The organism is Flavobacterium sp. LC2016-13, assembly GCF_009707955.1.
Classification (GTDB): Bacteria; Bacteroidota; Bacteroidia; order Flavobacteriales; family Flavobacteriaceae; genus Flavobacterium.
On the sequence record NZ_WMDQ01000008.1, the window covers coordinates 1 to 22,955 of the forward strand.

The window sequence follows — 22,955 nt, forward strand, 5'->3', positions numbered from 1 at the left end:
TTAAAACGGCTGTCAATTCAATATGTCTACGAACGTGTTTCAATTTGTTTCGCTTGTGTTTCAAAGCGGGTGCAAAAGTAGACCTTTAATCTACATTTACAAGACTTTTTATCGATTTTTTACAATCTTTTTTTAAATTTTTTCTTAACTTTCTGATAACATTAAATTTAGATCTTAATTATTTTTTACATTTTAAGAGAATTTTCTTACTTAGTTTAGTTTTATCTCAATTTCAGTGTTTGAATAACCTAGCTTTTTATTAAGTCTACAACATTATTTATCGTTTAACATCAATTTTATATAAAATGGGTTTCTTTTAAAACATGTAATACATTAAAATCACCTTATTCGTTTTCCTAGCAGACAAAATATATTTCTCAGTGTTGGCACAAACACAGTGATAAATTTTACTGTTTCATTTCCATAACCAAAGAAATTGTTCGAGAATTTGGCTCCTGAAAAATAAGCCTCGGCAAGCAAATTGACATGAGGGAAAATATTAAAAAAAGTACCGCTGTAGCCTGCCTCGGCAGACTGATACGTAAAATAGTAATTGGCAAAAATCTGATGGATCTGCTTATGAGGGTTTCCATTAAAATCGTTATAGATGTATTTATCTTTTATTCCCAGAAAAAAGCCGTCATCAGTGGCAAATCCCAAAGCTGGAAGAAGCACGTTATTATTGGGAAGAAAATACCTGAAGTGCAAATTATTGGTTTCATATAATGAAGAAAACTGTTTTTTAGAAGGTTTCTCTGCATCAATTATACTTTTCTCATAATCGTAATCATAAATTCTGGCCTTTGTATTATTATGAATTGTATAATGATCTGTTCCATAACCGCCAATCATACGCACAAGCGCTTCATGATCTCCCTCGCCTTCTACAATAAAATCATCATCTCCATTGAGTCCGTAAATCCATATTTCACATGACTGATCTGAATTAATTTTAGCACTGTAATAAGGAACAGTACTATTCTTCTCTGTAAAAATTTCTATTGTAGTATTTCCTTGGGATTGTCTTGTAATATGAAATATATCTTTTTTATCTGTACCGTAAACAATTACTTTTTTATTAATAAAACCAGCGTATTCTTCTGCTATTTTATCGATGTTTTTAAGTCTGCCTTTTAATTTATTTTTGATATTTTCTAAAGACTGATCCTGCATTTCTAAAGGTAGTTTTAAAAAGGCTTTATCAATAACTGCATCGGTAATGCCTTTTTGGATGGACTTTGCCTCCTCTATCCAAATAGATTCATCAAACTGGGATACAAAAATTTTATCAAGGTTATAGGCTTCTGAATTAAACCATTTGACATTCTGAAGATCCTCATCATACGTTTGCCAGAATCGGGTTTCGGGAACAATTTGTTTTACAACAGCCAGACCCACTCCATCAAATTTGGAAAAAGCGGCATCACGATCACGAGGTATCGGAGCATATATTCCGGTTTTATTTCCTGTTTCTCTTAATGCCCATCTCCATTGATCTTCATGGCGGTCCCAATCTCCTAAAAGCATATCAAAAATTCGCGAACGAATATACTGTCGTTTATCAATACTGTATTTTTCACTATTACGCAGTTTTTCAAGAACTTCTGTTGTTCCTGCAAAATCAATTATGGGTCCTTTATTATCTGTAGATGAATATTGAAATCCTTTAAAGTCTTTTTGCCCTTTCGAAGGTCTTTCTTCAATAAAATAAAGACCATCACCATATTTGTCGTTTAAATCTCCAAATTGTGCCTGCTTGGGAAAATAATATAATTTTGTATCTGAATGATTGATGCGCGCCGCTTCTGCAATATCACTTACTGCCAACTGGGCATAAGGATGAGCAGTGGTAAAAAAATCAGATACCATATTTTCTGCATAAGTATCGTCATAAGCATTTTGGTCAAAAGCAATTCCTTTTAATTTAAACCGAAGAAATTTAAGAGCATCTTTTCTGAGGGAACGCATAACATATTGCTGGCCTTGTTGATTTTCTAATCTTAAAGACTGTGACTGATGCCCGCCTCCTTCTTTCATAATAGTAAGTCCTCCATGCAAGGTATCTAATAAAGCAGTATTTACATTTACCGGCGTAGCATAATATTTTCTATAGTGATCGCCCCATAATACTTTGTATAATCCTGATTTAGATGTCTCTTCATCAGTGAGTATCTGTGCTTTTGAGGTAGCAGCAAAAGAAGTTGCTATTAGGTCAGCGGACTTCTTTTTTTCAATAACCGGCAACGGTGCAGTAAGGGCATGGCGGTATAATAATTGATTATTTTCAAAAGAATGAAACTCAACATCAGAGGAACCATCCTGATAATAATTAAGTCTTGCGTATCCATTTTCACTTGAATTGTAAATGCCTCTGTAACTTAATTTTCCTCCCGGAGCAGTAATAATTCCTTTTGATAATTTAGTGGCTTCGCTTGCTGAAAGTGAACCGCTGATAATTTGATGAATTCCTCCGCCTTCTAAATATTGCAGGTTGGCTTCGTGTCCTGATACAATAGTGACATTGCCTGATAATTTGGCCAGGGTGGCCACAAAACTTGTCAGTTCTCTGTATCTGCTGTAAGCAATATCCTGTGGGTTACTGCCTCCTAATTTCCTTACGGCTTTATCTCCAAAACCAATTACAGGAAAGGGATGGAGGTAATCATTAAAACTGAATTTTCCTCCATGCTTTCCGTTTGTAAAAATAGGATGATGCATGGCAATTATTACATTTTTAAATGCTGCATCACGTATCATACTTTCCAATTCTTCCAAAAAACGTCTTCTTGTTTTTATATCCGGTGAATTTTCATTGATGTATTTTACATCATCCCAATTAGAAATATACCATTGTGAATCTATAAAAATAATTTCAAGATCTTCATTAATTGATACTTTGGCTAAAGGGCCTCCGTTTTCAGGTAAATAACGAACTGATTTATCTGCTGTGTTTTTTATTAAACTCTGAACTGTTTTACTTTTTCGGGTGTCTTTATATTTCCATTCATAGTCGCCCGGAATAAAATAAGTGCTGCCTTTGAAATCCCCTACGCTTCCTAATTGTTCCTGCAGCATTTTCGGATCAGAAAGACTATCTCTTGTTTGTGATGAAACTGCATCTCCCAAAAATAAAACTGTGGCGTTCTGATCGGCGTTTTCTATTATTTTTTGAAATTGCTTCAGATAATTCTCCCCTTTTCCTTTTTGTCCATAACCTCCTGTCAGATAAACAGAATGAGTGATTTTTTTCTCTGGCTTAGTTGCAGTTTCATCGCTGGATTGTTCTTTAAAAACAGCACAGGCTTCAAATAATGATAAAATAAATACAGATAAAATCACAGTCTTTTTCATAATACCTATAATTTAGTCTTCTAAAAACAAAAATAGAATCTCACAATAGAAATCTCGTTAAGTACTCCAGTTCTTTAAAATTGAAATATCTCAGGATTTAATAAAATTAAGTACATCTGAATTGATCTCAGCCGCATTTGTTGTTGGCATACCATGGCAGAATCCAGGATAGGTTATCAATTTTCCGTTTTTCAACAGTTTGATCGCTCTTAGTGCAGTTACATTATAAGGTACTATCTGGTCATCTTCGCCATGTAAAATAAGTACAGGAAAATCAACACTTTTTAGATCTTCGGTAAAATCTGTTTCAGAAAAGGCTTTTATACAGTCAAAATGTGCCTTAATACCACCCGCCATTCCCTGACGCCACCAATTGTCCTGAATTCCTTTTTTTACATTTGCGCCTTCTCTGTTGTATCCGTAAAAAGGAAAAGTAAGGTCCTGATAAAATTGTTGTCTGTTATTAGCCGTGTTATTACGAATATCGTCAAAAACAGCTAAAGGAACTCCGTCCGGATTATTTTCGTCTTTAATCATATATGGCGTCACTGCACTAATTAATATTACTTTTGACACACGATTTTTGCCGTATTTTGCTGCATAACGAATCGCTTCACCGCCTCCGGTTGAATGCCCAATATGAATAGCATCTTTTAAATCCAGAAATGCTATAAGTTCAGCAACATCTGCCGCATAAGTATCCATTTCATTACCTGTATAGGTTTGCGAAGATCTACCATGTCCTCTTCTGTCATGCGCAATTACTCTAAATCCCTGATCGAGGAAGAAAAGCATTTGTGCATCCCAGTCGTCTGCCGATAATGGCCATCCATGATGAAAAAAAATAGGTGTCCCTGTTCCCCAGTCTTTATAATAAATCTCTGTTCCGTCTTTTACTGTAATCTTTGCCATTTTGCTTTTTTTTAGTTGTTAATAATGATTTTATAATTGAATTTGTCCTATCTGATATCCATAGCATTTATCAATACATATTATAATCTGCTACTTAAATTTGTACGAACTCAGTTCGATGAGCAACAATTATGCTAAAGCAGAAAACCCTTAATTACCAAGGCAATGAGTATTTACAGCTTTTATTTAATTAACTGTATTTCGTTAATTTTTGCGACAGATCGTGAAATATAAAAATTACTTATAATGGAAAAACTGTATGTTTATTTCAGGACTGAATGAGCAAGGACTTTTCGTTTTTATATCTTCATTACAAATAGATTGTCAACAGCTTTCAGTAATGCAATTAAGTTTTCCATATTCATTTTTGCTTTAAACAATTAGTATATTCAATTTAAAAACAAAAAAATAAATTAGTATTTCAAAGATAAATGCAAAAATCAACAAAACAACATAAGTTATTAAAAATCAAATAACTAAAGACTAAAATTTGAATAAAAAGCAATATATAGCAATCTTTACCACAGCATTGTTATTACTTTCTTTTTAAGAAATACTATACCGTTTTTTTGCAAGATTCAAAAAACTCATAAGCTCTTTTCTCTACATAGGAATGCATTGAATTACGTAAGGGAAAAGCACAATGTCCTCCATATTTTGGGGTCTCTAGATAAACAAATGCGCTGTCTTGAGCTATGGCTCTGGGATAACATCTTTCTCCTAAAAAAGGATCATCAAGAGAATTAATGATTAAAACCGGAGTGGTAATATTTTTAAGGGAAAATTCAGGAGAAACACGTTGATAATAGTCATCCCGGCTTGCAAAGCCATGTAAAGGTGCTGTAAAATAATGATCGACTTCATCAAAAGAAGAAATTTTATCGATCTGATCACGGTTTATAAAATCAGGAAATTGTGCCGCTTTGTATTTGAGCTTTTTTTTAATGTCTATTGTAAAATTCTTTAAATAAACTCTATTAAAGCCTTGTTTGAGTTCAGCCGCACTTGTTGCGATATGTGTTGGAACAGAAATCGAGACTGCCGCTTTTATACGTTTATCAATTTTTGTCCAGCCTAAATAATTCAAAAGCTGTACACCTCCCATTGAATATCCTATCAAATAAACATCTTCGAATCCTTTACGTAAAACAAACTGAACTACTTCATCCAGATCATCAACTGCACCGTGATGATAAAGTCTTGGCAGGCGATTCATTTCTCCGCCACAAGTGCGGTTATTCCATGCGAAAACTGAAAAACCTTTTTGTTGAAAATAATCTGCACAGCTATTATTATAAGTTCTGCGCGAATCTCCTTCTAAACCATGACATAAAATCACTGCTTTTTTAGGATCATTTATAATAAAATCGATATTGATAAAATCTCCATCATTCAATTCATGTTTTTCCCTAGTGTATCCCGGAACTTCAAACTTTTTAAACAAAGCAGCATAAATAGTAGAAACATGCTTGTTTCGATGAATAATCGAAGGAAAACTATATTCTGATTGTTCAATTACTGGCATGATTTGAAAAGTTTGTGGTGTTTATACAAATTTAAGAAATCAATCAATATGTAATTTAAAACTGATTATTATTTCACTAAAATATTCAAAAAAAAATGTTTGTTTTCCGATTGTCTATTTATTAAATTTCTAGAGTTGTATATGTTGTACAAATATTAGATTCCGATACAAATTTTTAGGTGTTGTAGTTTTAATAAAGTACTTCAGGATACAACAGGATAGATACAGCATGGTATTTTATTATTTTTGAAATTATCTATTGAAAAAATAGTTAATTGTAAACAAACTGTACGCTCTCTTACTTTAGCATAAGAAAAATGGTATCGGATATTTTTCTACACCGCTACTTTATAAAAACAGAAAAAGATGTATTCAAACAAATTGACTTTCTTATCATTAAGTATTTTTCTATGTACTTTAAATCTTTTTAGCCAAGTTACACTCCCAAAAATATTGGGACATAACATGGTTTTACAGCAACTAAAAGATGTACCGGTGTGGGGAACCGCGAGCCCTGGCGAAAAAATATCGGTTGATTTTGCTGGACAAAACAAAACAACTTTTGCTGACAATTCTGGCAAATGGTCAGTGAAACTCAAACCAATGAAAGCATCATTTACGCCACGCGAAATGACTATTAAAGGAACAAATACAATTGTTCTGAAAAACATATTGATTGGAGAAGTCTGGCTTTGTTCCGGTCAGTCAAACATGGAATATGCCATGCGAAAATACAGTAAATTCGAATCGGCAGTAAAAGGATACAAACCTCCGGAAGATGATTTGAATAAGGCCAATAATCCAAATATCCGAATCTTTCTCGACCGCCGAAAATACATGGATCCAAATCCTGAACATTTGGGTTGGGACGCTGCAATGGGAAAACCTTTAGTTGATTTTTCGGCTGTGGGTTATTATTTTGCGAAAGATTTATATTCTAAACTGCACGTGCCTATCGGGATGATTTCTGCTGCTGTGCCAGGCAGTAGGATTGAGCCCTGGATTGAGGCTTCGAAAATGGAAATATCTCCTAAAATGAAAAATGGAAAAACACTGGATAAACTTAGTGCGGATGGTGGCGATCCGGGGAAATTTTATAATACTATGATACAACCCCTAATTCCCTTTACATTAAAAGGAATTCTATGGTATCAAGGAGAATCGAATTGTTTTCTAAATGAAAATATTCGTTATGCATATAAATTTAAAACACTAATAGAAAGTTGGCGAAACGACTGGAACGACAAAAAAATGCCTTTTTATTTTGTACAAATTGCTCCTTATGCTTATTCTACTGCCAAAGATGATCGTCCTCATAATGCCGAAAATCTTCCTGAATTCTGGGAAGCACAACAACTTGCCCTGCGTTTAAAAAATACCAGCACAATTGCCATTACGGATTTGGTCGACAGTATCGCCGATCTGCATCCGGGATACAAATGGGAAGTAGGACGCCGATTGAGTCTTGTTGCTGCAAATAAAGCTTACGGACAAAAAAATGTCGTTTGTTCAGGACCTGTCTATAAAAAAATAAAAACAGTAGGCAGCACCATTGAAATCTCCTTTTTTAATACTGGAAGCGATTTGGCAAGTCGTGACGGAAAGCCGCTTAACTGGTTTACCATAGCTGGATCTGATGGAAAATTTACAACGGCAAAAGCAGAAATAAAGGACAATAAAATAATCCTTTCCGCACCCGAAGTCCCAAATCCCGTTTCGGCCCGTTTTAGCTGGAACGAAGCCGCTCAATCTAATTTTATTAATAAAGAAGGACTTCCAGCCGTTCCTTTCAGAAGTGATAATCCGTGGGAAAAACTTTTTTGATCAAACTGGGTAAGTTAAATTACAAATAAAAAAATCCCAAATTCCAATTATTACGTTGGAATTTGGGATTTTTATTTGATTTTTATATCTCGTTAGTCTAAAACAAAACTAACACTTACGTTTGCCGTAACTTCAATTTCTCCAATTGCTAAAGTTTCATTTGAAGCACCTGCGTTGCTATCCATCGCCATAGATTTCATAGCATACATTGGTTGTGGATGATAAACCTGAGTGTTATCTGAAATTGTATACGCTTTACCTACTTTTTGTCCTAAAACCGAAACATAATCTTCTGCTTTTAATTTAGCGTCTTTAATCGCTAATTTTCGAGCTTCTGTTTCAAGTTGAGCTAATTTAGAGGTTTCAAAAGAAACTCTGTCGATGCGGTTAATTCCTTGTTGAACCAATCCTTCCATCAATTCATCATATTTTGATAAATCTTTCAATACAATTTCTACGGTTTGAGTAGCATTGTAACTTGTTTTCTTTTTCTCATAATCGTATTGTGGATTAAGAGCAACTTGTTTTGTTTTGAAATCTGCTGTTGGAACATTCATTTTTTTGATGAATTTTAAAACAGCGTCAATTTTTTCGTCGTTTTGTTTTTTGACGTCTTTAGCATTATTTCCTTTTGTTTCAACAGTAGCTGAAATACAAACCTGATCAGGCGCTACTTTTACTTTTCCTTCTCCATTTACATTGATTTGAGGAATTTGTTTGGTTTCTTGGCCGTAAGACATAGTCATAAACATGATTGTTAAAAATAATACTAGTTTTTTCATTTTTGTTATATTTAAATTGTTTGATAAAGGCTTTTCAAAAGTTATGCCAGCATTATAATTTCCCCAATTTTGACATTACAAAAAGTATCACAATTGGAATTGCCAATAGAATTACCATTAAACTATGATCAACAATTAATGAAGGATCTTTTATCAAAGTAATTAAATAACCGCCTATAGCGCCTCCAAAATGTGCTGTATGACCAATGTTATCATTTTTGGCTCTCATTCCATAAATTGAATATAATAAATACAAAATTCCAAAAAGGTAAGCCGGGATTGGAATAACTCCAAAAATTCCTAACATCATATCGGGTTGTAATAAAATTGCAGAATACAAAACTCCGGTTACAGCTCCTGAAGCGCCAACTGCTCTATAACTATAATCGTTTTTGTGAAACAACATTGTCAGTAAACTTCCAAAAATCAAACTTCCAAAATAAACTAAAACAAAAGAGAAATTGCCTAACCAATTTAAAACAACGGGCGCAAAAAACCAAAGTGTCAGCATATTAAAAATTAAATGCATCATATCAACATGCAGGAAACCAGATGATAACATTCTGATTTGTTCTCCGGAACGAATACTTCCTACATGAAATTCGTATTTTCTAAAAAAAGACAGATCTTCAAAACCTTTCCAGCTAATCAATACATTGGCGACAATAATCCCAATTAAAATGGTATTCATAAAAAATGTTTAATGTGAAATGTAAATATAGTCATTCTTAAAGATATGTTAGCGTCCATCCAAAATATCGATGGTTATTCATTTTTCTTTTATATTTGTAAAAAAATTTAGATGCAATTTCTTGTTTATATACTGGCCTACCCTATTCTTTGGCTTATTTCAATTCTTCCTTTCCGAGTATTTTATTGGTTTTCAGATTTCGTATATTTTATTATTTACCGCATTGTAGGATATCGTAAAAAAACGGTTCGCGAAAACTTAGCATTGACTTTGCCTCACTTAAGTGCTGCTGAAAGAAAAGACATTGAAAAAAAGTTTTATCAGCACATGTGCGACATGTTTTTGGAGATGATCAAAACCATGAGTATTTCTCCGGAAGAAATGGAAAAACGATTTCATGTAACGAATATTGAAATTCTTCAGGAATATGCCGAGAAAGGTAAAAGTGTTGTTCTTGTAGCTTCGCATTATGCAAGCTGGGAATGGCTTTTAACAATCAATAAACGTATACCGTTTAGAGGAATTGGTGTTTATAAAAAAATAGCAAATCCTTATTTTGATAAATTAATTCGACAAATCAGATCTAAGTATGATGCTGAATTGGTCGAAACCAAAAAAACGATTCCGATGATGGCTCAAAACCAACGCGACGGGATTTTAAGTCTTTACGGATTAGCGAGTGATCAATCTCCTAAATTAGATCGTATTTTTCATTCGATGAAATTTATGGGAATTGAAGTTCCTGTACATACAGGAGCCGAAATGCTTGCCAAAAAATATGATTTGAGCGTTGTTTTTATTAAGGTAAAAAAAGTTGCGAGAGGTTATTACGAAGCAACCATTATTCCTATTGCAGATAATCCTAAAGATTACGGAAATTTTGAAATTACAGAAAAATATCTGAGAGAAGTTGAAAAACAAATTCTTGAAGCTCCTCAATATTATTTATGGACTCATAAAAGATGGAAACACAGAATTGAAAATAATTCTTAAAAGAAATTAAAAATCCAAAAAACAACTAGTTGTTTTTTGGATTTTTAATTTTAGGTAAAGCCTAAAAATAGATTTTGATGGGTTTTTGTAATATTTTTTTTTGATAGGATTTATATTATAGATTGTATAAAAACATATATTTGAAATTAAAATTAACCCAAATCTAATTTTACCTACTTATGATTAAAAACCTATGTTTTTCAATTTTAGTAGTTTGTTTTTCAATAACTTCTTCTGCGCAAAGCCCAAAACGCGGAATAGCTTATGTTAACAATTCTACTGCCGATTTATTAGCCTTAAAACCCGGAATTTCCTGGTGGTACAACTGGGGATCAATTCCGGAAAATGACACAAATGCCAATTACGAATCTATTGGAGTAGAATATGTTCCGATGGCTTGGCGGGAAGTTAATGATACCGATGTGCAGGCCTTTATAAACAGAATAAAGCCCGGTGCAAAATACTTACTGGCTTTCAACGAACCAAATTTTAATGATGGTTCCCGACTGACTCCTCAAGACGCTGTAAATGCATGGAAGAATGTCGAGAAAATTGCTGCTGCAAAAAATTTAGAAATTGTCAGCGCATCACCGGCTTTTAATGGTCCTGATAATTATGGTGGTTATTCGAGTCCGACTGCGTGGCATGATGATTTTTTTCTCTTATGTCCCACTTGCAAAGTCGATTATATTGCTTTTCATACGTATGATAGTTCCTCTGGTTCTGTTATAGGCGTTACAAGTCTTCTGAAAAAATACAACCGACCTGTTTGGGTAACTGAATTCGCCAACAGAGTAGTTCAGACTGCTGACCAAAAAATTACGTTTATGAAAGAAATCATAACTAATTTTGAAAATGATCCGGATATTTATCGCTATTCGTGGTTTACAGGAAGGGTTGATCCAACATGGCTAGATATGGCAGAAGGACCATTGTTAGCTCCTCAAAGTGGTGTTTTGAGACCTATTGGAACTGAATATATAAATACGCCTTATACTTCTAAAAAAATGAATGTTCCCGGCAGAATTACAGCCAACAAACATTATCGCAGAAAAGGTACAAGCCTCCAAAACACAACAGATTCCGGAACAACTCAAAACGTAAGTTTGATAAATGACGGAGACTGGAATGAATTTCTGATTAATGTTGCTGATGCAGGAACATACAAACTTACTTTTAGAGTGGCCTCAGTAACTACTGCGGGGAAATTTGATATTAATGTAAATGGCGTAACCGTAAAAACAGATGAAACTTTTAATGCGACTGGCGGATTGCAAACTTTTACAGATAAAATCGTAAACGGAGTTACTTTACCAAAAGGAGAAGTTTTATTGAAAATTAAATTCAAATCGAACGATATGAGTTTTAATTTTATTGATGTTGCTGTTTCGAATTTAGGTGTAAACGATCCAACTTTTGAACAAGATTCTTTTACCGTTTATCCAAATCCGATTAAAAATCAATCTGTTCTTCATATTAAATCTTCAAATACAGAAGCTGTTACGTTGAAAATAGTTGATATGAAAGGAAGCATCTGTTATTCTTCTGATCGTTTCTACACTAATGAAGATATTAAAATTGGAGAAAGATTATCCAGCGGAGTTTATATTGTAACAGCGGTTTATGGTTCGATTATAAAATCAATCAAAATCATTAAAAATTAAACTTTTAATAAATTCTACAAATAACAAAAGCCGCTTTCATTAATTTGAAAGCGGCTTTTTTATATTGAAAATGCTGAAAATTAAATTCCTGCAATTGCTTTTATTTCGTCGATAATTCGAAGTGCCAATACATCAGCTTTTTCCTGAGATGGAGCTTCTGTATAAATACGAATAATTGGTTCTGTATTTGATTTTCTCAAATGAACCCATTCTGTAGCAAAATCAATTTTTACACCATCGATAGTAGAAATATCTTCGTTTTTATATTTTTCAGTCATTGCAACAAGAATTGCATCAACGTCAATTTGAGGCGTTAATTCAATCTTATTTTTGCTCATATAATATTCAGGATATGAAGCTCTCAATGCCGAAACTGATATTTTTTTGTTTGCTAAATGCGTTAAAAACAAAGCTACTCCAACCAAACTATCACGTCCGTAATGCGATTCAGGATAAATAATTCCACCGTTACCTTCACCACCAATAATAGCATTATTTTTTTTCATTAATTCTACCACATTCACCTCGCCTACAGCGCTGGCTTCATAATTTCCTTTATGTCCAACAGTTACATCGCGCAAAGCACGAGATGATGACATATTCGAAACCGTATTTCCTGGCGTTTTACTCAAAACGTAATCTGCGCAAGCCACCAAAGTATATTCTTCACCAAACATTTCTCCATCTTCGCTAATAAACGCCAAACGATCTACATCCGGATCTACAACAACTCCTAAATGAGCTTTTTCTTTTACAACCAATTCAGAAATATCCGTTAAATGCTCCTTTAAAGGTTCCGGATTATGAGGAAAATGTCCGTTTGGTTCGCAATATAATTTTACTACTTCAACGCCCATTAATTCTAATAATCTCGGAATAATAATTCCTCCAGAAGAATTTACGCCATCAACAACTACTTTAAACTTTGCTGCTTTTACAGCTTCAACATCAACTAAAGGCAAATTTAAAACCTCGTCGATATGAATATCCATATAAGCGTCATTTATTGTAATCTCTCCCAAATTATCAACATCCGAGAAATCGAAAGCTTCTGCTTCAGCAATTTCAAGAATTTTTGCTCCTTCAGCACCGCTCAAAAACTCACCTTTTTGATTTAATAATTTTAAGGCATTCCATTGTTTTGGATTATGAGAAGCGGTTAAAATAATTCCACCATCTGCTTTTTCTAACGGTACGGCAATTTCAACCGTTGGCGTTGTCGAAAGTCCAAGATCAATTACATTAATTCCTAAACCTATTAAAGTATTTACAACAAGATTATGAATCATTGGGCCTGAAATTCTGGCGTCACGACCAATTACAACCGTTAATTTTTCTTTTGAAGTATTATTTTTCAGAAAGGTTCCGTATGCCGATGCAAATTTTACAGCATCAACAGGAGTCAGGTTATCTCCTACTTTACCTCCAATAGTTCCACGTATTCCTGAAATTGATTTAATTAAAGTCATTTTAATGAGTTATGGTTATTTTATTACAAATATAGAAAAGTTACTAAGGTTCTAAGGTACTAAGTTACTAAGATTTTAAAAAAAGGTGCTAAGATGCTAAGGTACTATCCCGAAGTTTCGGGACTAAGATTTAATAATTAATTTTAAAAGCTATCGATACTTCACTAAAACGATATGAAAATCTTTTCATACTTTTACTAAAATAACGAAGTTGCTCTAAATCTCAGCAACTAAAAAAACTTAGTGCCTTAGAACCTTAGCACCTTAAAAAAAATGAACTTCCTAGCCCATATATATCTTTCCGGCGATAATGATTTAATAAAAATTGGCAATTTTATGGCCGATGGAATTCGCGGAAAACAGTTTGAACACTTTCCTCCCGATGTGCAAAAAGGAATTATTTTGCATCGCGCTATAGATACTTACACAGATTCTCACGATATTTTCAGACAAAGTACCAGGCGTTTACATGAAAGATATCATCATTATTCGGGCGTGATTGTAGATATTATTTACGATCATTTTTTAGCCAAAAACTGGACTTCCTATTCTGATGAAAAACTTGAAGATTTCATTAACCGATTTTATAAATCATTGCATGAAAACTATGGCATTCTGAGTGAAAAAACGCAAAGTATCATGCCATATATGATTGAAAGAAACTGGCTTTTAAGTTATCGAACGGTTGAAGGAATTCACCAAATTTTGACACAAATGGACCGAAGGTCTAAGAATGCATCAAAAATGCAATTTGCAAACGAAGAATTAGTAGAGTTTTATACTGAATTTGAGCATGAATTCACCACCTTTTTTGAAGATCTAAAACAGCATTCAAAACAAACATTACTTACGCTATGAGAAAACTTTCACTTCTATTTTCCCTTATATATTTAAGCTGCACAGCACAGCAATCAGTATCAAAACCAACTGGATTAGTTACAACGAAAGCAATGGTTGTTTCGGCACGGGAAGAAGCTTCTAAAATTGGCGCAGAAATCATGCAAAAAGGCGGAAATGCGTTTGATGCAATGGTTGGTACAGAATTGGCTTTGGCAGTGGCTTTTCCTTTTGCAGGAAATCTTGGCGGCGGCGGTTTTATGGTTTACAGAAAAGCAAATGGCGAAGTAGGATCTTTAGATTATCGTGAAAAAGCGCCTTTGGCAGCCACAAAAGATATGTATCTTGATAAAGATGGAAATGTTATAAAAGGAAAAAGTACTGAAACGGCTTTGGCAATTGGCGTTCCGGGAACTATAGCCGGAGTTTTTGCTGTACATAAAAAATTAGGTTCTCTGCCAATGTCAGAAATATTAAAACCTGTCATTGCGCTTGCAGAAAGAGGTGTAATCGTAACTATAAAACAACAAAAACAACTTGAAGCCTATCATGATGCAATTGTAAAAGTAAATGGACCGAACACTCTTATGGGAGGAAAATTTAAAGAAAACGATACTATTAAATATCCTGCCCTTGCCAAAACTTTAAAACGAATTTCGAAAAACGGAAAAGATGAATTTTACAAAGGCGAAACAGCTAAAATTTTAGTCAATTATCTAAAAGAAAAAGGCGGGATTATTACGCTGAAAGATTTAGCGAATTATGAAGCAAAATGGAGAAAACCTCTTCAATTTGATTATAAGGAATTAAAAATTACTTCAATGTCGCCTCCAAGCAGCGGCGGAATTTGTCTGGCTCAAATTATGAAAATGATTGCGCCTTATGAATTATCAAAAATGGGACATAATTCTGAAGAATCTATTCAGGTTATTGTTGAAGCAGAAAGAAGAGCTTACGCCGATAGAAGTCAGTTTTTAGGCGATCCGGATTTTGTTAAAATTCCGATTAAAGCTTTATTAGCCGATGCGTATTTAAAAGGCAGAATGTCTAATTTCGATCTAAACAAAGCCAGTTTATCATCTGAAATAAAAGAAGGAAAAGTAACGTATAATGAAAGCCTTGAAACAACCCATTATTCGATTGTTGATGCGCAGGGAAATGCCATTGCCGCTACAACAACCATAAATGATGGTTTTGGCTCTAAATATTATTGTGATGAACTAGGTTTCTTTTTAAATAATGAAATGGATGATTTTAGTGCGAAACCGGGATCTCCAAATATGTTTGGGCTTGTTGGAAATGAAGCCAACAGCATTGCGCCCGGAAAACGAATGTTAAGTTCAATGACGCCTACAATTGTCGAAAAAAACGGAAAACTGTTTATGGTCGTTGGTTCTCCCGGCGGCTCAACGATTATAACAACTGTTTTGCAGGCAATTTTAAACGTTTATGAATATAATTTAAGCATGCAGGAAGCTGTAAACGCACCACGTTTTCACCATCAATGGTTACCGGATTTAATTACATTTGAACCTAATGCGTTTGACAATGCTACAATTGACAAATTAAAAGCAAAAGGGTATTTGATTAATGAAAAAACTACTCCTGTAATTGGTAAATTAGACTGTATTTTAGTTTTACCGGATAATAAACTTGAAGGAGGTGCTGATTTTCGTGGCGATGACAAAGCTGTCGGATTTTAAAATAAAACATTAACACCCGAAAAATGGTACAATTTTGAATTTTTAAAGCTAAATTTGCAAATTCCCTAACTTTTTAAAAAGATAATGTTAAGAAAATTTTTTCGGAAACTAGAAAGCATTATTGCTTTGGCACAATCTATATTGACGCCAAAGCAGTTTATTTTTTTATCGAGTGTCTTAGTTGGTATTTCTTGCGCTTTTGCCGTAATTATTCTAAAGACATTTGCGCATAGTGTTTTTTCTTTTGCGAGTTATATTAATGGTCTTTTAAAATTAAATTTCATTAATGGTATCTTGCCGATAATTGGTATTCTACTGACTGTATTTGTGGTTCAAAAAGTTTTAAACGGAAGTATTCAAAAAGGAACTTCTCAAATTTTATATGCAGTTGCCAAAAAAGCAAGTATAATTCCGAAAAAACAAATGTATGCTCAAATCGTTACCAGTTCCTTAACCGTTGGTTTGGGAGGTTCTGCCGGACTTGAAAGCCCAATTGTAATTACGGGTGCAGCTTTTGGTTCAAACTATGCCCAAAACTATAAATTAGCTTATAAAGACCGTACTTTACTTATTGGTTGCGGAGTTGCAGCTGGGATTTCAGCAGCTTTTAATGCTCCTATTGCCGGAGTTTTATTTGCCATTGAAGTTTTATTGGTTGATGTTAGCATTTCTGCCTTTACTCCTATTATGATTTCGGCTGCAACAGGTGCTTTGGTTTCTGCTATTTTATTAGATGAAAGCATTTTGTTATCCTTCAAACAACAACAAACATTCAACTATCATAATATTCCTTTTTATATTCTTTTAGGAATTTTAACTGGTTTTATAGCGGTTTATTACGCCCGAAATTTTCAAAGAGTTGAGCATTATTTTTCCAAATTAAAAATGGGTCCTTATAAAAAAGCACTAATCGGCTCTTCTTTATTAGCATTGCTTATTTTTATTTTCCCAACACTTTTTGGAGAAGGTTATGAGAGTATTAAAACCTTATCTGAAAATGATCCGGGACAATTATTAGACAATACTTTGTTTGCCGGTTTTAGAAACAATCAGTGGATTTTACTTCTTTTTGTTGGATGCACGATGATGGTAAAAGTTTTTGCATCAGGATTAACACTTGGAAGCGGAGGAAATGGAGGAAACTTTGCGCCATCCCTATTTATGGGATCTTATTTAGGCTATTTTTTCTCGAAATTTATCACTTTGATTGGTTTGGCAAAACTACCAATTAGCAATTTTACAATGGTTGGAATGGCCGGTATTTTAAGTGGATTGTTTCATGCGCCGCTTACCGCTATTTTCCTTATTGCAGAAATTACGGGTGGTTATGGTTTAATGATTCCGCTTATGATTGTTTCTTCCATCAGTTTTGCCATTTCAAAACGTTTTGAAAAATATTCCCTTGATGTAAAAAATCTGGCTAAAAAAGGCCACGCTTTTACCAGCAATAAAGACTCTAACATACTTTCGACTTTAGATATTGATACGATCATTCAATGTGATTATTTAACGGTTCACCCTGACGAACATTTAAATAAATTAGTCGATCTTATTTCGCATTCTAACCAAGTTGTTTTTGCCGTTGTAAATAATGAAAAAGAACTTGTTGGTATTGTTCATTTTAATGATATCCGAGAAATTATTTTTAACTCTTATCGCGTAAAGTATACTTTGATAAAAGATGTCATGAAAACGCCTCCGGCAACAATTTCATCTTTTGACAGTATGGAAATTGTGATGAGCAAATTCGAAAAATCAAAATCAGCATTTCTTCCCGTTATACGAAACGAAAAGTATTACGGCTTCATTTCTAAATCTATAGCGCTCGAAGCTTATCGAATGAAACTGCGTTCTATGACCATCGAATAAGGCTTAATATCGGATAGGTTAAAAATTTGAATTATCCGATATTAAGAAGTATCTTTGTGGTATTATGTGGAATACAGACCTAACATACAGAACAGAATTTCAATCAACATTTGATCGATTGTACCAAAAAAGGCTCGATTTGCAAAACAGCAGACCATTGCCCAATATTGCTTTGCATAAAATTCGCGAAAGCTTATCGCTAGAATGGACTTATAATTCTAATAGTATAGAAGGAAATACGATGAGTTTGCGTGAAACCCAAATGGTTATTCAGGAAGGAATTACAATTAAAGGGAAATCACTTCGGGAACATTTTGAAACTCATAATCACGATAAAGCTATCGATTATTTATACTCGATTGTTGATGAAAATTACAATTTGCGAAGTATTGATATTCTTTCGCTTCACGGATTGGTTTTGCGCTCTATCGAAGATGATTTTGCAGGACGATTACGAAATGGAGGAGTTCGAATTTCGGGAGCTAATTTTATGCCCCCAAACGCCAATAAAGTTTCAGATTATCTAGATGAACTTATTGATTTCATCAATACAAATCCTTTAGGTTTAAACGATATCGAACTTGCCACAATTTACCATCATAAATTAGTCTGGATTCATCCTTTCTTTGATGGAAATGGCCGTACAGTTCGTTTAAGTATGAATTTGTTATTAATGCGTTGTGGTTTTCCGCCGGCTATTATTCTAAAAAATGATAGAAAAAAATATTATGAAGCGCTTAATCAGGCCAATAATGGCAATTATCAAAAACTAACACTTTTGATGTGCCAGGCACTTGAACGAACACTTAATATTTATTTAAGTTCAATGCCGGGAAGTAGCTATGATTTTCAATCTATAATAGATATTGTAAGCGAACCAGAAACTCCATACGGTCAGGAATATATTAGTCTATTAGCCAGAACAGGAAAAATAGATGCTTACAAAGAAGGCCGAAATTGGTATACAACCAAAGAAGCAATCGAAGAATATATGGCAACCAGAAAACGAAAACGCTAATCAACCAACCAAAACCACTATAAAATGAAAAAATCACTAACCTACTTTTTTTTATTCTTTAGCTTTATTTCTAAAGCGCAAACAACAGCAAAAATTGATACAACAAAATTATTGAAAGAATTAGCCGATCAAGCTTGTGCATGTATAGATTCTGTAGAAACTTTTAATCGCAGTAAAGATTCAATTAATGCAAATATCAGTTCTTGTATTGATGAAAAAATTAGTTCTTATCAAATAACCGAAAAACTTGCCAATATCGATTTATCCAATCCTTCGGGTGGAAAAAAAGAGATTAATGTTTCGTTAAATCTGGACAAAAATTCAAAAGAATATAAAGATATCTATTATAAATTTGAACATTATCTTATGGACAATTGTGTGGTCCTAAAAGATAAAATAGCTTCTAAAGACCAACTAAACGACCATTCTATCTCTTCGAACAAAGACGCAATGGATTTCTATAATTTAGGGATTGAGGAAGGTAAAAAAGAGAACTTTAAAAAAGCTATTGAGTATTACAAAAAAGCGGTCGTATTTGATCCCAATTTTGCATTTGCGTATGACAATATGGGAATATGTTATAGACGTTTAGAAGAATATGACCTGGCAATCGATTCTTATGAAAAATCGCTTAAAATAGATCCAAACGGCAAAATGCCATTACAAAACATTGCCGTCGCATATGCTTATAAGAAAAATTATAAGAAAGCAGTAAAAGCATACGAAAAGCTGGCAGGAATTGATGCTAACGATCCTGAAGTTTTTTACGGTATTGGACAAATGTATGCGCTTTATTTAAACGATAACGAAAAGGCATTAAACAATATGTGTCAGGCTTATAGATTATATGTTGAGCAAAAATCGCCCTATAGAACAGATGCTGAAAAAATAATACAGCTGATTTATGCCAATATGAAAAAAGAAGGCAAAGAAGATAAATTTACTGAGATTTTAAAAGCAAATAACCTTAATTCAAATTAAAATTTTGTTACAATTTTTAACATAAACTTCTATACTCTAGTACTAAAAGAACAAATCAAAGTGGTAACTTTGCGTTTTGCTCAAATTTATGCTAGATAAAGACAATACTATTGAAGTTCTTGGCGCAAGAGTTCATAATCTAAAAAATATCGATATTTCTATTCCGAGAGAAAAACTTGTAGTAATTACAGGTCTTTCCGGTTCGGGAAAATCCTCTTTGGCGTTTGACACCATTTATGCTGAAGGTCAGCGTCGTTATGTTGAAACTTTTTCGGCTTATGCGAGACAATTTCTTGGTGGCTTAGAACGTCCTGATGTTGATAAAATCGACGGACTTTCGCCGGTTATTGCTATTGAACAAAAAACAACCAGTAAAAGTCCGCGTTCTACTGTTGGAACTATTACTGAAATATACGATTTCCTTCGACTTCTTTACGCTCGTGGCGCTGATGCATACAGTTATAACACTGGCGAGAAAATGGTTTCATACTCTGATGAACAAATTAAAGATTTGATCATGGAGGATTTTAATGGAAAACGTATTAATATTTTGGCTCCGATTATTAGAGCCAGAAAAGGTCATTATGCTGAATTATTCCAGCAAATTACCAAACAAGGTTTTTTAAAAGTCCGTGTAAATGGTGAAGTTCAGGATTTAGTTTCAGGAATGAAATTAGATCGTTATAAAACGCACGATATAGAAATTGTAGTCGACAGAATGCTGATCGAAAATACAGAAGACAATCAAAAAAGATTATCTGAAAGTATTAATACAGCAATGCATCACGGCGAAAATGTATTAATGATTTTAGATCAGGATACGAATGAAGTACGCTATTTTAGTAGAAATTTGATGTGTCCTACAACCGGAATTTCGTACCAAAATCCGGAACCTAATTTATTTTCGTTCAACTCACCAAAAGGAGCTTGTCCGCATTGTAATGGTTTAGGAACCGTTCACGAAATCAATATTAAAAAGATTATTCCAAATCCTAAATTATCGATTAAAAGTGGTGGTTTTGCTCCACTTGGCGAATATAAATCATCCTGGATTTTCAAACAATTAGAAGTTATTGGAGAGAAATTTGGTTTTAAAATCACAGATCCAATCGAGAAAATTTCAGAAGAAGCCATGAATATGATTTTACATGGCGGAAAAGATAAATTCACTGTAAACTCAAAAGATTTAGGCGTAACACGCGATTATAAAATAGATTTTGAAGGAATTTCACATTTCATCAAAAATCAATATGACGAAAGCGCTTCGACAACTATAAAACGTTGGGCAAAAGATTTTATGGATGAAGTGAATTGTCCTGTTTGCGATGGTTCACGTTTAAAAAAAGAAGCTCAGTTTTTTAGAGTTGATGGAAAAAATATCACCGAATTGTGTGATATGGATATTTCTGATTTAACGGCCTGGTTTCAGGATTTAAATAGTCATTTATCAGAAAAACAGCTTTTGATTGCATCAGAAGTTGTAAAAGAAATCAAAGATCGTTTGAATTTTTTGATGAATGTTGGTTTGAATTATCTGGCTTTAAGCCGAAGTTCAAAATCACTTTCTGGTGGTGAAGCGCAACGTATTCGTCTGGCTACGCAAATTGGTTCGCAATTGGTTGGTGTTTTATATATTTTGGATGAGCCAAGTATTGGTTTACACCAAAGAGATAATGAAAAACTAATTAAATCTCTGGAACAATTACGTGATATCGGAAACTCGGTTATTGTGGTTGAACATGATAAAGACATGATCGAAACGGCAGATTATGTAATTGATATTGGACCAAAAGCAGGAAAATATGGAGGCGAAATCATTAGTATTGGAACTCCTGCAGAAACTCTAAAATCGAACACGATTACCGCTCAATATTTGAATGGTAAAATGAAATTAGAGATTCCGAAAGAGCGAAGAAAAGGAAACGGAAAATTTTTAAAATTAAGCGGAGCAACTGGAAATAACTTAAAAAATGTTTCTATTGAATTGCCTTTAGGACAAATGATTTGTGTTACGGGAGTTTCAGGAAGTGGAAAATCTACTTTGATTAATGAAACGCTCTATCCTATTTTAAATGCTTATTATTTTAATGGCGTTAAAAAACCACAACCTTATAAAAAAATTGAAGGTCTTGAACATATCGACAAAGTAATTGATATTGACCAAAGTCCGATTGGAAGAACGCCACGTTCAAATCCAGCGACTTATACAGAAGTTTTTACCGAAATCAGGAACTTGTTTACGATGACTTCTGAAAGTATGATTCGTGGTTACAAAGCCGGACGTTTTAGTTTTAACGTAAAAGGTGGACGTTGCGAAACCTGTGAAGGTTCCGGAGTTAGAACTATCGAAATGAATTTTTTACCGGATGTTTATGTAGAATGCGAAACCTGTCAGGGAAAACGTTTTAACAGAGAAACCTTGGAGATTCGATACAAAGGAAAATCAATTTCTGATGTGTTGAATATGACGGTTGATGAAGCAGTTCCATTTTTTGAAATGATTCCAAAGATTTACAGAAAAGTAAAAACGATTCAGGATGTCGGTTTAGGCTATATTACACTTGGTCAGCAAAGTACAACTCTTTCTGGCGGTGAAGCACAACGTATAAAATTAGCCGGAGAATTGTCTAAAAAAGATACCGGAAATACCTTTTATATTCTTGACGAACCTACTACAGGTTTACATTTTGAAGATATTCGTGTTTTGATGGATGTTATCAATAAATTGGTCGATAAAGGAAATACAATCTTAATTATCGAGCATAATATGGATGTTATCAAACTAGCTGATTATATTATTGATATTGGCCCTGAAGGAGGAAAAGGCGGTGGACAATTGATCGCCAAAGGAACTCCTGAAGAAGTAGCAAAAAATAAAAAAAGCTATACGGCGAAGTTTCTGAAAAAAGAGTTGTCTTAATAAAAAAACAGCTTTAACTGAAATTAGATTATAAAATTGCTTAATGTAAATAGATGAAAAACATCATAATTCTAATTTTAGTTTTATTTTCTTGTTTAAAAGTACATGGACAAGGAGGCGAAACAAAATGGATTAAACCTCCAGTTTTTAATTTCAACATTGCAGAAGTCGTTTATGAAGAAGCTGAAAAACAAAACATAGATACTGATTGTATTATTATCATTTTTAATATAGATGAAAAATGTCAGATTCATGATTTTACAGTTTCACAGGGTAAACTAAAATCATTTACTGAATGGGCAAAAAAAGATTCAGATATTATTATTCGTGAATGGTTAAGGAACTATCCTTGTGATAGCAAAAAGCGATCAGTAAAATTACCTATTAAAATAAATTTAAAAAACTTCTAAAATGTC

The 22,955-nt window shown here is 33.6% G+C and carries 16 protein-coding genes; 10 read left to right on the forward strand and 6 right to left on the reverse strand.

Features of this window, described 5'->3' with window-relative positions:
* Positions 1–339: 339 nt before the first annotated feature.
* The 3 genes from GKZ86_RS16180 to GKZ86_RS16190 all read right to left on the reverse strand — a co-directional run bounded on the left by GKZ86_RS16180 (position 340) and on the right by GKZ86_RS16190 (position 5,788).
* Entirely contained in the window at positions 340–3,351 is a 3,012-nt protein-coding gene (locus GKZ86_RS16180; protein WP_154784118.1) for a hypothetical protein, read from the reverse strand.
* Positions 3,352–3,441: 90 nt separating this feature from the next.
* Positions 3,442–4,263 (reverse strand): alpha/beta fold hydrolase, encoded by an 822-nt coding sequence (locus tag GKZ86_RS16185; RefSeq protein ID WP_154784119.1) that lies wholly within the window; start codon positions 4,261–4,263, stop codon positions 3,442–3,444.
* A 556-nt stretch (positions 4,264–4,819) separates the two neighbouring features.
* Entirely contained in the window at positions 4,820–5,788 is a 969-nt protein-coding gene (locus GKZ86_RS16190; protein WP_154784120.1) for a YheT family hydrolase, read from the reverse strand.
* A gap of 366 nt (positions 5,789–6,154) precedes the next feature.
* On the opposite strand from GKZ86_RS16190, the gene GKZ86_RS16195 reads away from it, so the two are divergent.
* The gene (locus GKZ86_RS16195; RefSeq protein WP_228526608.1) at positions 6,155–7,612 is read left to right on the forward strand and encodes a sialate O-acetylesterase; all 1,458 of its coding nucleotides are present in this window, start codon (positions 6,155–6,157) and stop codon (positions 7,610–7,612) included.
* Positions 7,613–7,704: 92 nt separating this feature from the next.
* Here GKZ86_RS16195 and GKZ86_RS16200 read toward each other — a convergent pair whose 3' ends face one another.
* Together GKZ86_RS16200 and GKZ86_RS16205 are read right to left on the reverse strand one after the other, a co-directional pair.
* Entirely contained in the window at positions 7,705–8,394 is a 690-nt protein-coding gene (locus GKZ86_RS16200; RefSeq protein ID WP_154784121.1) for an SIMPL domain-containing protein, read from the reverse strand.
* 52 nt (positions 8,395–8,446) lie between these two features.
* Positions 8,447–9,085 (reverse strand): rhomboid family intramembrane serine protease, encoded by a 639-nt coding sequence (locus GKZ86_RS16205; protein WP_154784122.1) that lies wholly within the window; start codon positions 9,083–9,085, stop codon positions 8,447–8,449.
* Between the two features lie 111 nt (positions 9,086–9,196).
* Between GKZ86_RS16205 and GKZ86_RS16210 the strand changes: the two genes are divergently transcribed.
* On the forward strand, positions 9,197–10,078 hold the full coding sequence (locus GKZ86_RS16210; protein WP_154784123.1) for a lysophospholipid acyltransferase family protein: 882 nt from the start codon (positions 9,197–9,199) through the stop codon (positions 10,076–10,078).
* Positions 10,079–10,257: 179 nt separating this feature from the next.
* The gene (locus GKZ86_RS16215; RefSeq protein ID WP_154784124.1) at positions 10,258–11,742 is read left to right on the forward strand and encodes a cellulase family glycosylhydrolase; all 1,485 of its coding nucleotides are present in this window, start codon (positions 10,258–10,260) and stop codon (positions 11,740–11,742) included.
* Between the two features lie 80 nt (positions 11,743–11,822).
* On the opposite strand, the gene glmM is transcribed toward GKZ86_RS16215, so the two are convergent.
* Positions 11,823–13,211, reverse strand: coding sequence for a phosphoglucosamine mutase (gene glmM / locus GKZ86_RS16220; protein ID WP_154784125.1), 1,389 nt, complete (start codon positions 13,209–13,211; stop codon positions 11,823–11,825).
* 273 nt (positions 13,212–13,484) lie between these two features.
* Between glmM and GKZ86_RS16225 the strand changes: the two genes are divergently transcribed.
* The 7 genes from GKZ86_RS16225 (at position 13,485) to GKZ86_RS16255 (ending at position 22,949) form a co-directional block, all read left to right on the forward strand.
* Positions 13,485–14,069, forward strand: a complete 585-nt coding sequence (locus GKZ86_RS16225; protein ID WP_154784126.1) for an ACP phosphodiesterase — start codon at positions 13,485–13,487, stop codon at positions 14,067–14,069.
* On the forward strand, positions 14,066–15,751 hold the full coding sequence (gene ggt, locus GKZ86_RS16230; protein ID WP_154784127.1) for a gamma-glutamyltransferase: 1,686 nt from the start codon (positions 14,066–14,068) through the stop codon (positions 15,749–15,751). Before GKZ86_RS16225 ends, ggt begins: the two co-directional genes overlap by 4 nt.
* Positions 15,752–15,835: 84 nt before the next feature.
* Positions 15,836–17,620, forward strand: a complete 1,785-nt coding sequence (locus tag GKZ86_RS16235) for a chloride channel protein (protein ID WP_154784128.1) — start codon at positions 15,836–15,838, stop codon at positions 17,618–17,620.
* A 64-nt stretch (positions 17,621–17,684) separates the two neighbouring features.
* Positions 17,685–18,638: a Fic family protein gene (locus GKZ86_RS16240; RefSeq protein WP_154784129.1), complete on the forward strand. Its 954-nt coding sequence runs from the start codon at positions 17,685–17,687 to the stop codon at positions 18,636–18,638.
* Between the two features lie 24 nt (positions 18,639–18,662).
* On the forward strand, positions 18,663–19,619 hold the full coding sequence (locus GKZ86_RS16245) for a tetratricopeptide repeat protein (protein WP_154784130.1): 957 nt from the start codon (positions 18,663–18,665) through the stop codon (positions 19,617–19,619).
* Positions 19,620–19,707: 88 nt separating this feature from the next.
* Positions 19,708–22,539: an excinuclease ABC subunit UvrA gene (gene uvrA / locus GKZ86_RS16250; protein WP_154784131.1), complete on the forward strand. Its 2,832-nt coding sequence runs from the start codon at positions 19,708–19,710 to the stop codon at positions 22,537–22,539.
* A gap of 53 nt (positions 22,540–22,592) precedes the next feature.
* Positions 22,593–22,949 carry a hypothetical protein gene (locus tag GKZ86_RS16255; protein ID WP_154784132.1) on the forward strand — a complete coding sequence of 119 codons (357 nt, stop codon included), beginning with the start codon at positions 22,593–22,595 and terminating at the stop codon, positions 22,947–22,949.
* Positions 22,950–22,955 lie beyond the last annotated feature (6 nt).

Bases quoted from the DNA above. Each gene is read 5' to 3' on its own strand.
- GKZ86_RS16205 (WP_154784122.1), bottom strand. From the start codon at position 9,085: ATGAATACCATTTTAATTGGGATTATTGTCGCCAATGTATTGATTAGC.
- GKZ86_RS16200 (WP_154784121.1), bottom strand. From the start codon at position 8,394: ATGAAAAAACTAGTATTATTTTTAACAATCATGTTTATGACTATGTCT.
- GKZ86_RS16245 (WP_154784130.1), top strand. From the start codon at position 18,663: ATGAAAAAATCACTAACCTACTTTTTTTTATTCTTTAGCTTTATTTCT.
- uvrA (WP_154784131.1), top strand. From the start codon at position 19,708: ATGCTAGATAAAGACAATACTATTGAAGTTCTTGGCGCAAGAGTTCAT.
- GKZ86_RS16190 (WP_154784120.1), bottom strand. From the start codon at position 5,788: ATGCCAGTAATTGAACAATCAGAATATAGTTTTCCTTCGATTATTCAT.
- GKZ86_RS16180 (WP_154784118.1), bottom strand. From the start codon at position 3,351: ATGAAAAAGACTGTGATTTTATCTGTATTTATTTTATCATTATTTGAA.
- ggt (WP_154784127.1), top strand. From the start codon at position 14,066: ATGAGAAAACTTTCACTTCTATTTTCCCTTATATATTTAAGCTGCACA.
- GKZ86_RS16210 (WP_154784123.1), top strand. From the start codon at position 9,197: ATGCAATTTCTTGTTTATATACTGGCCTACCCTATTCTTTGGCTTATT.
- GKZ86_RS16255 (WP_154784132.1), top strand. From the start codon at position 22,593: ATGAAAAACATCATAATTCTAATTTTAGTTTTATTTTCTTGTTTAAAA.
- GKZ86_RS16195 (WP_228526608.1), top strand. From the start codon at position 6,155: ATGTATTCAAACAAATTGACTTTCTTATCATTAAGTATTTTTCTATGT.
- GKZ86_RS16240 (WP_154784129.1), top strand. From the start codon at position 17,685: ATGTGGAATACAGACCTAACATACAGAACAGAATTTCAATCAACATTT.
- GKZ86_RS16235 (WP_154784128.1), top strand. From the start codon at position 15,836: ATGTTAAGAAAATTTTTTCGGAAACTAGAAAGCATTATTGCTTTGGCA.
- GKZ86_RS16185 (WP_154784119.1), bottom strand. From the start codon at position 4,263: ATGGCAAAGATTACAGTAAAAGACGGAACAGAGATTTATTATAAAGAC.
- GKZ86_RS16225 (WP_154784126.1), top strand. From the start codon at position 13,485: ATGAACTTCCTAGCCCATATATATCTTTCCGGCGATAATGATTTAATA.
- GKZ86_RS16215 (WP_154784124.1), top strand. From the start codon at position 10,258: ATGATTAAAAACCTATGTTTTTCAATTTTAGTAGTTTGTTTTTCAATA.
- glmM (WP_154784125.1), bottom strand. From the start codon at position 13,211: ATGACTTTAATTAAATCAATTTCAGGAATACGTGGAACTATTGGAGGT.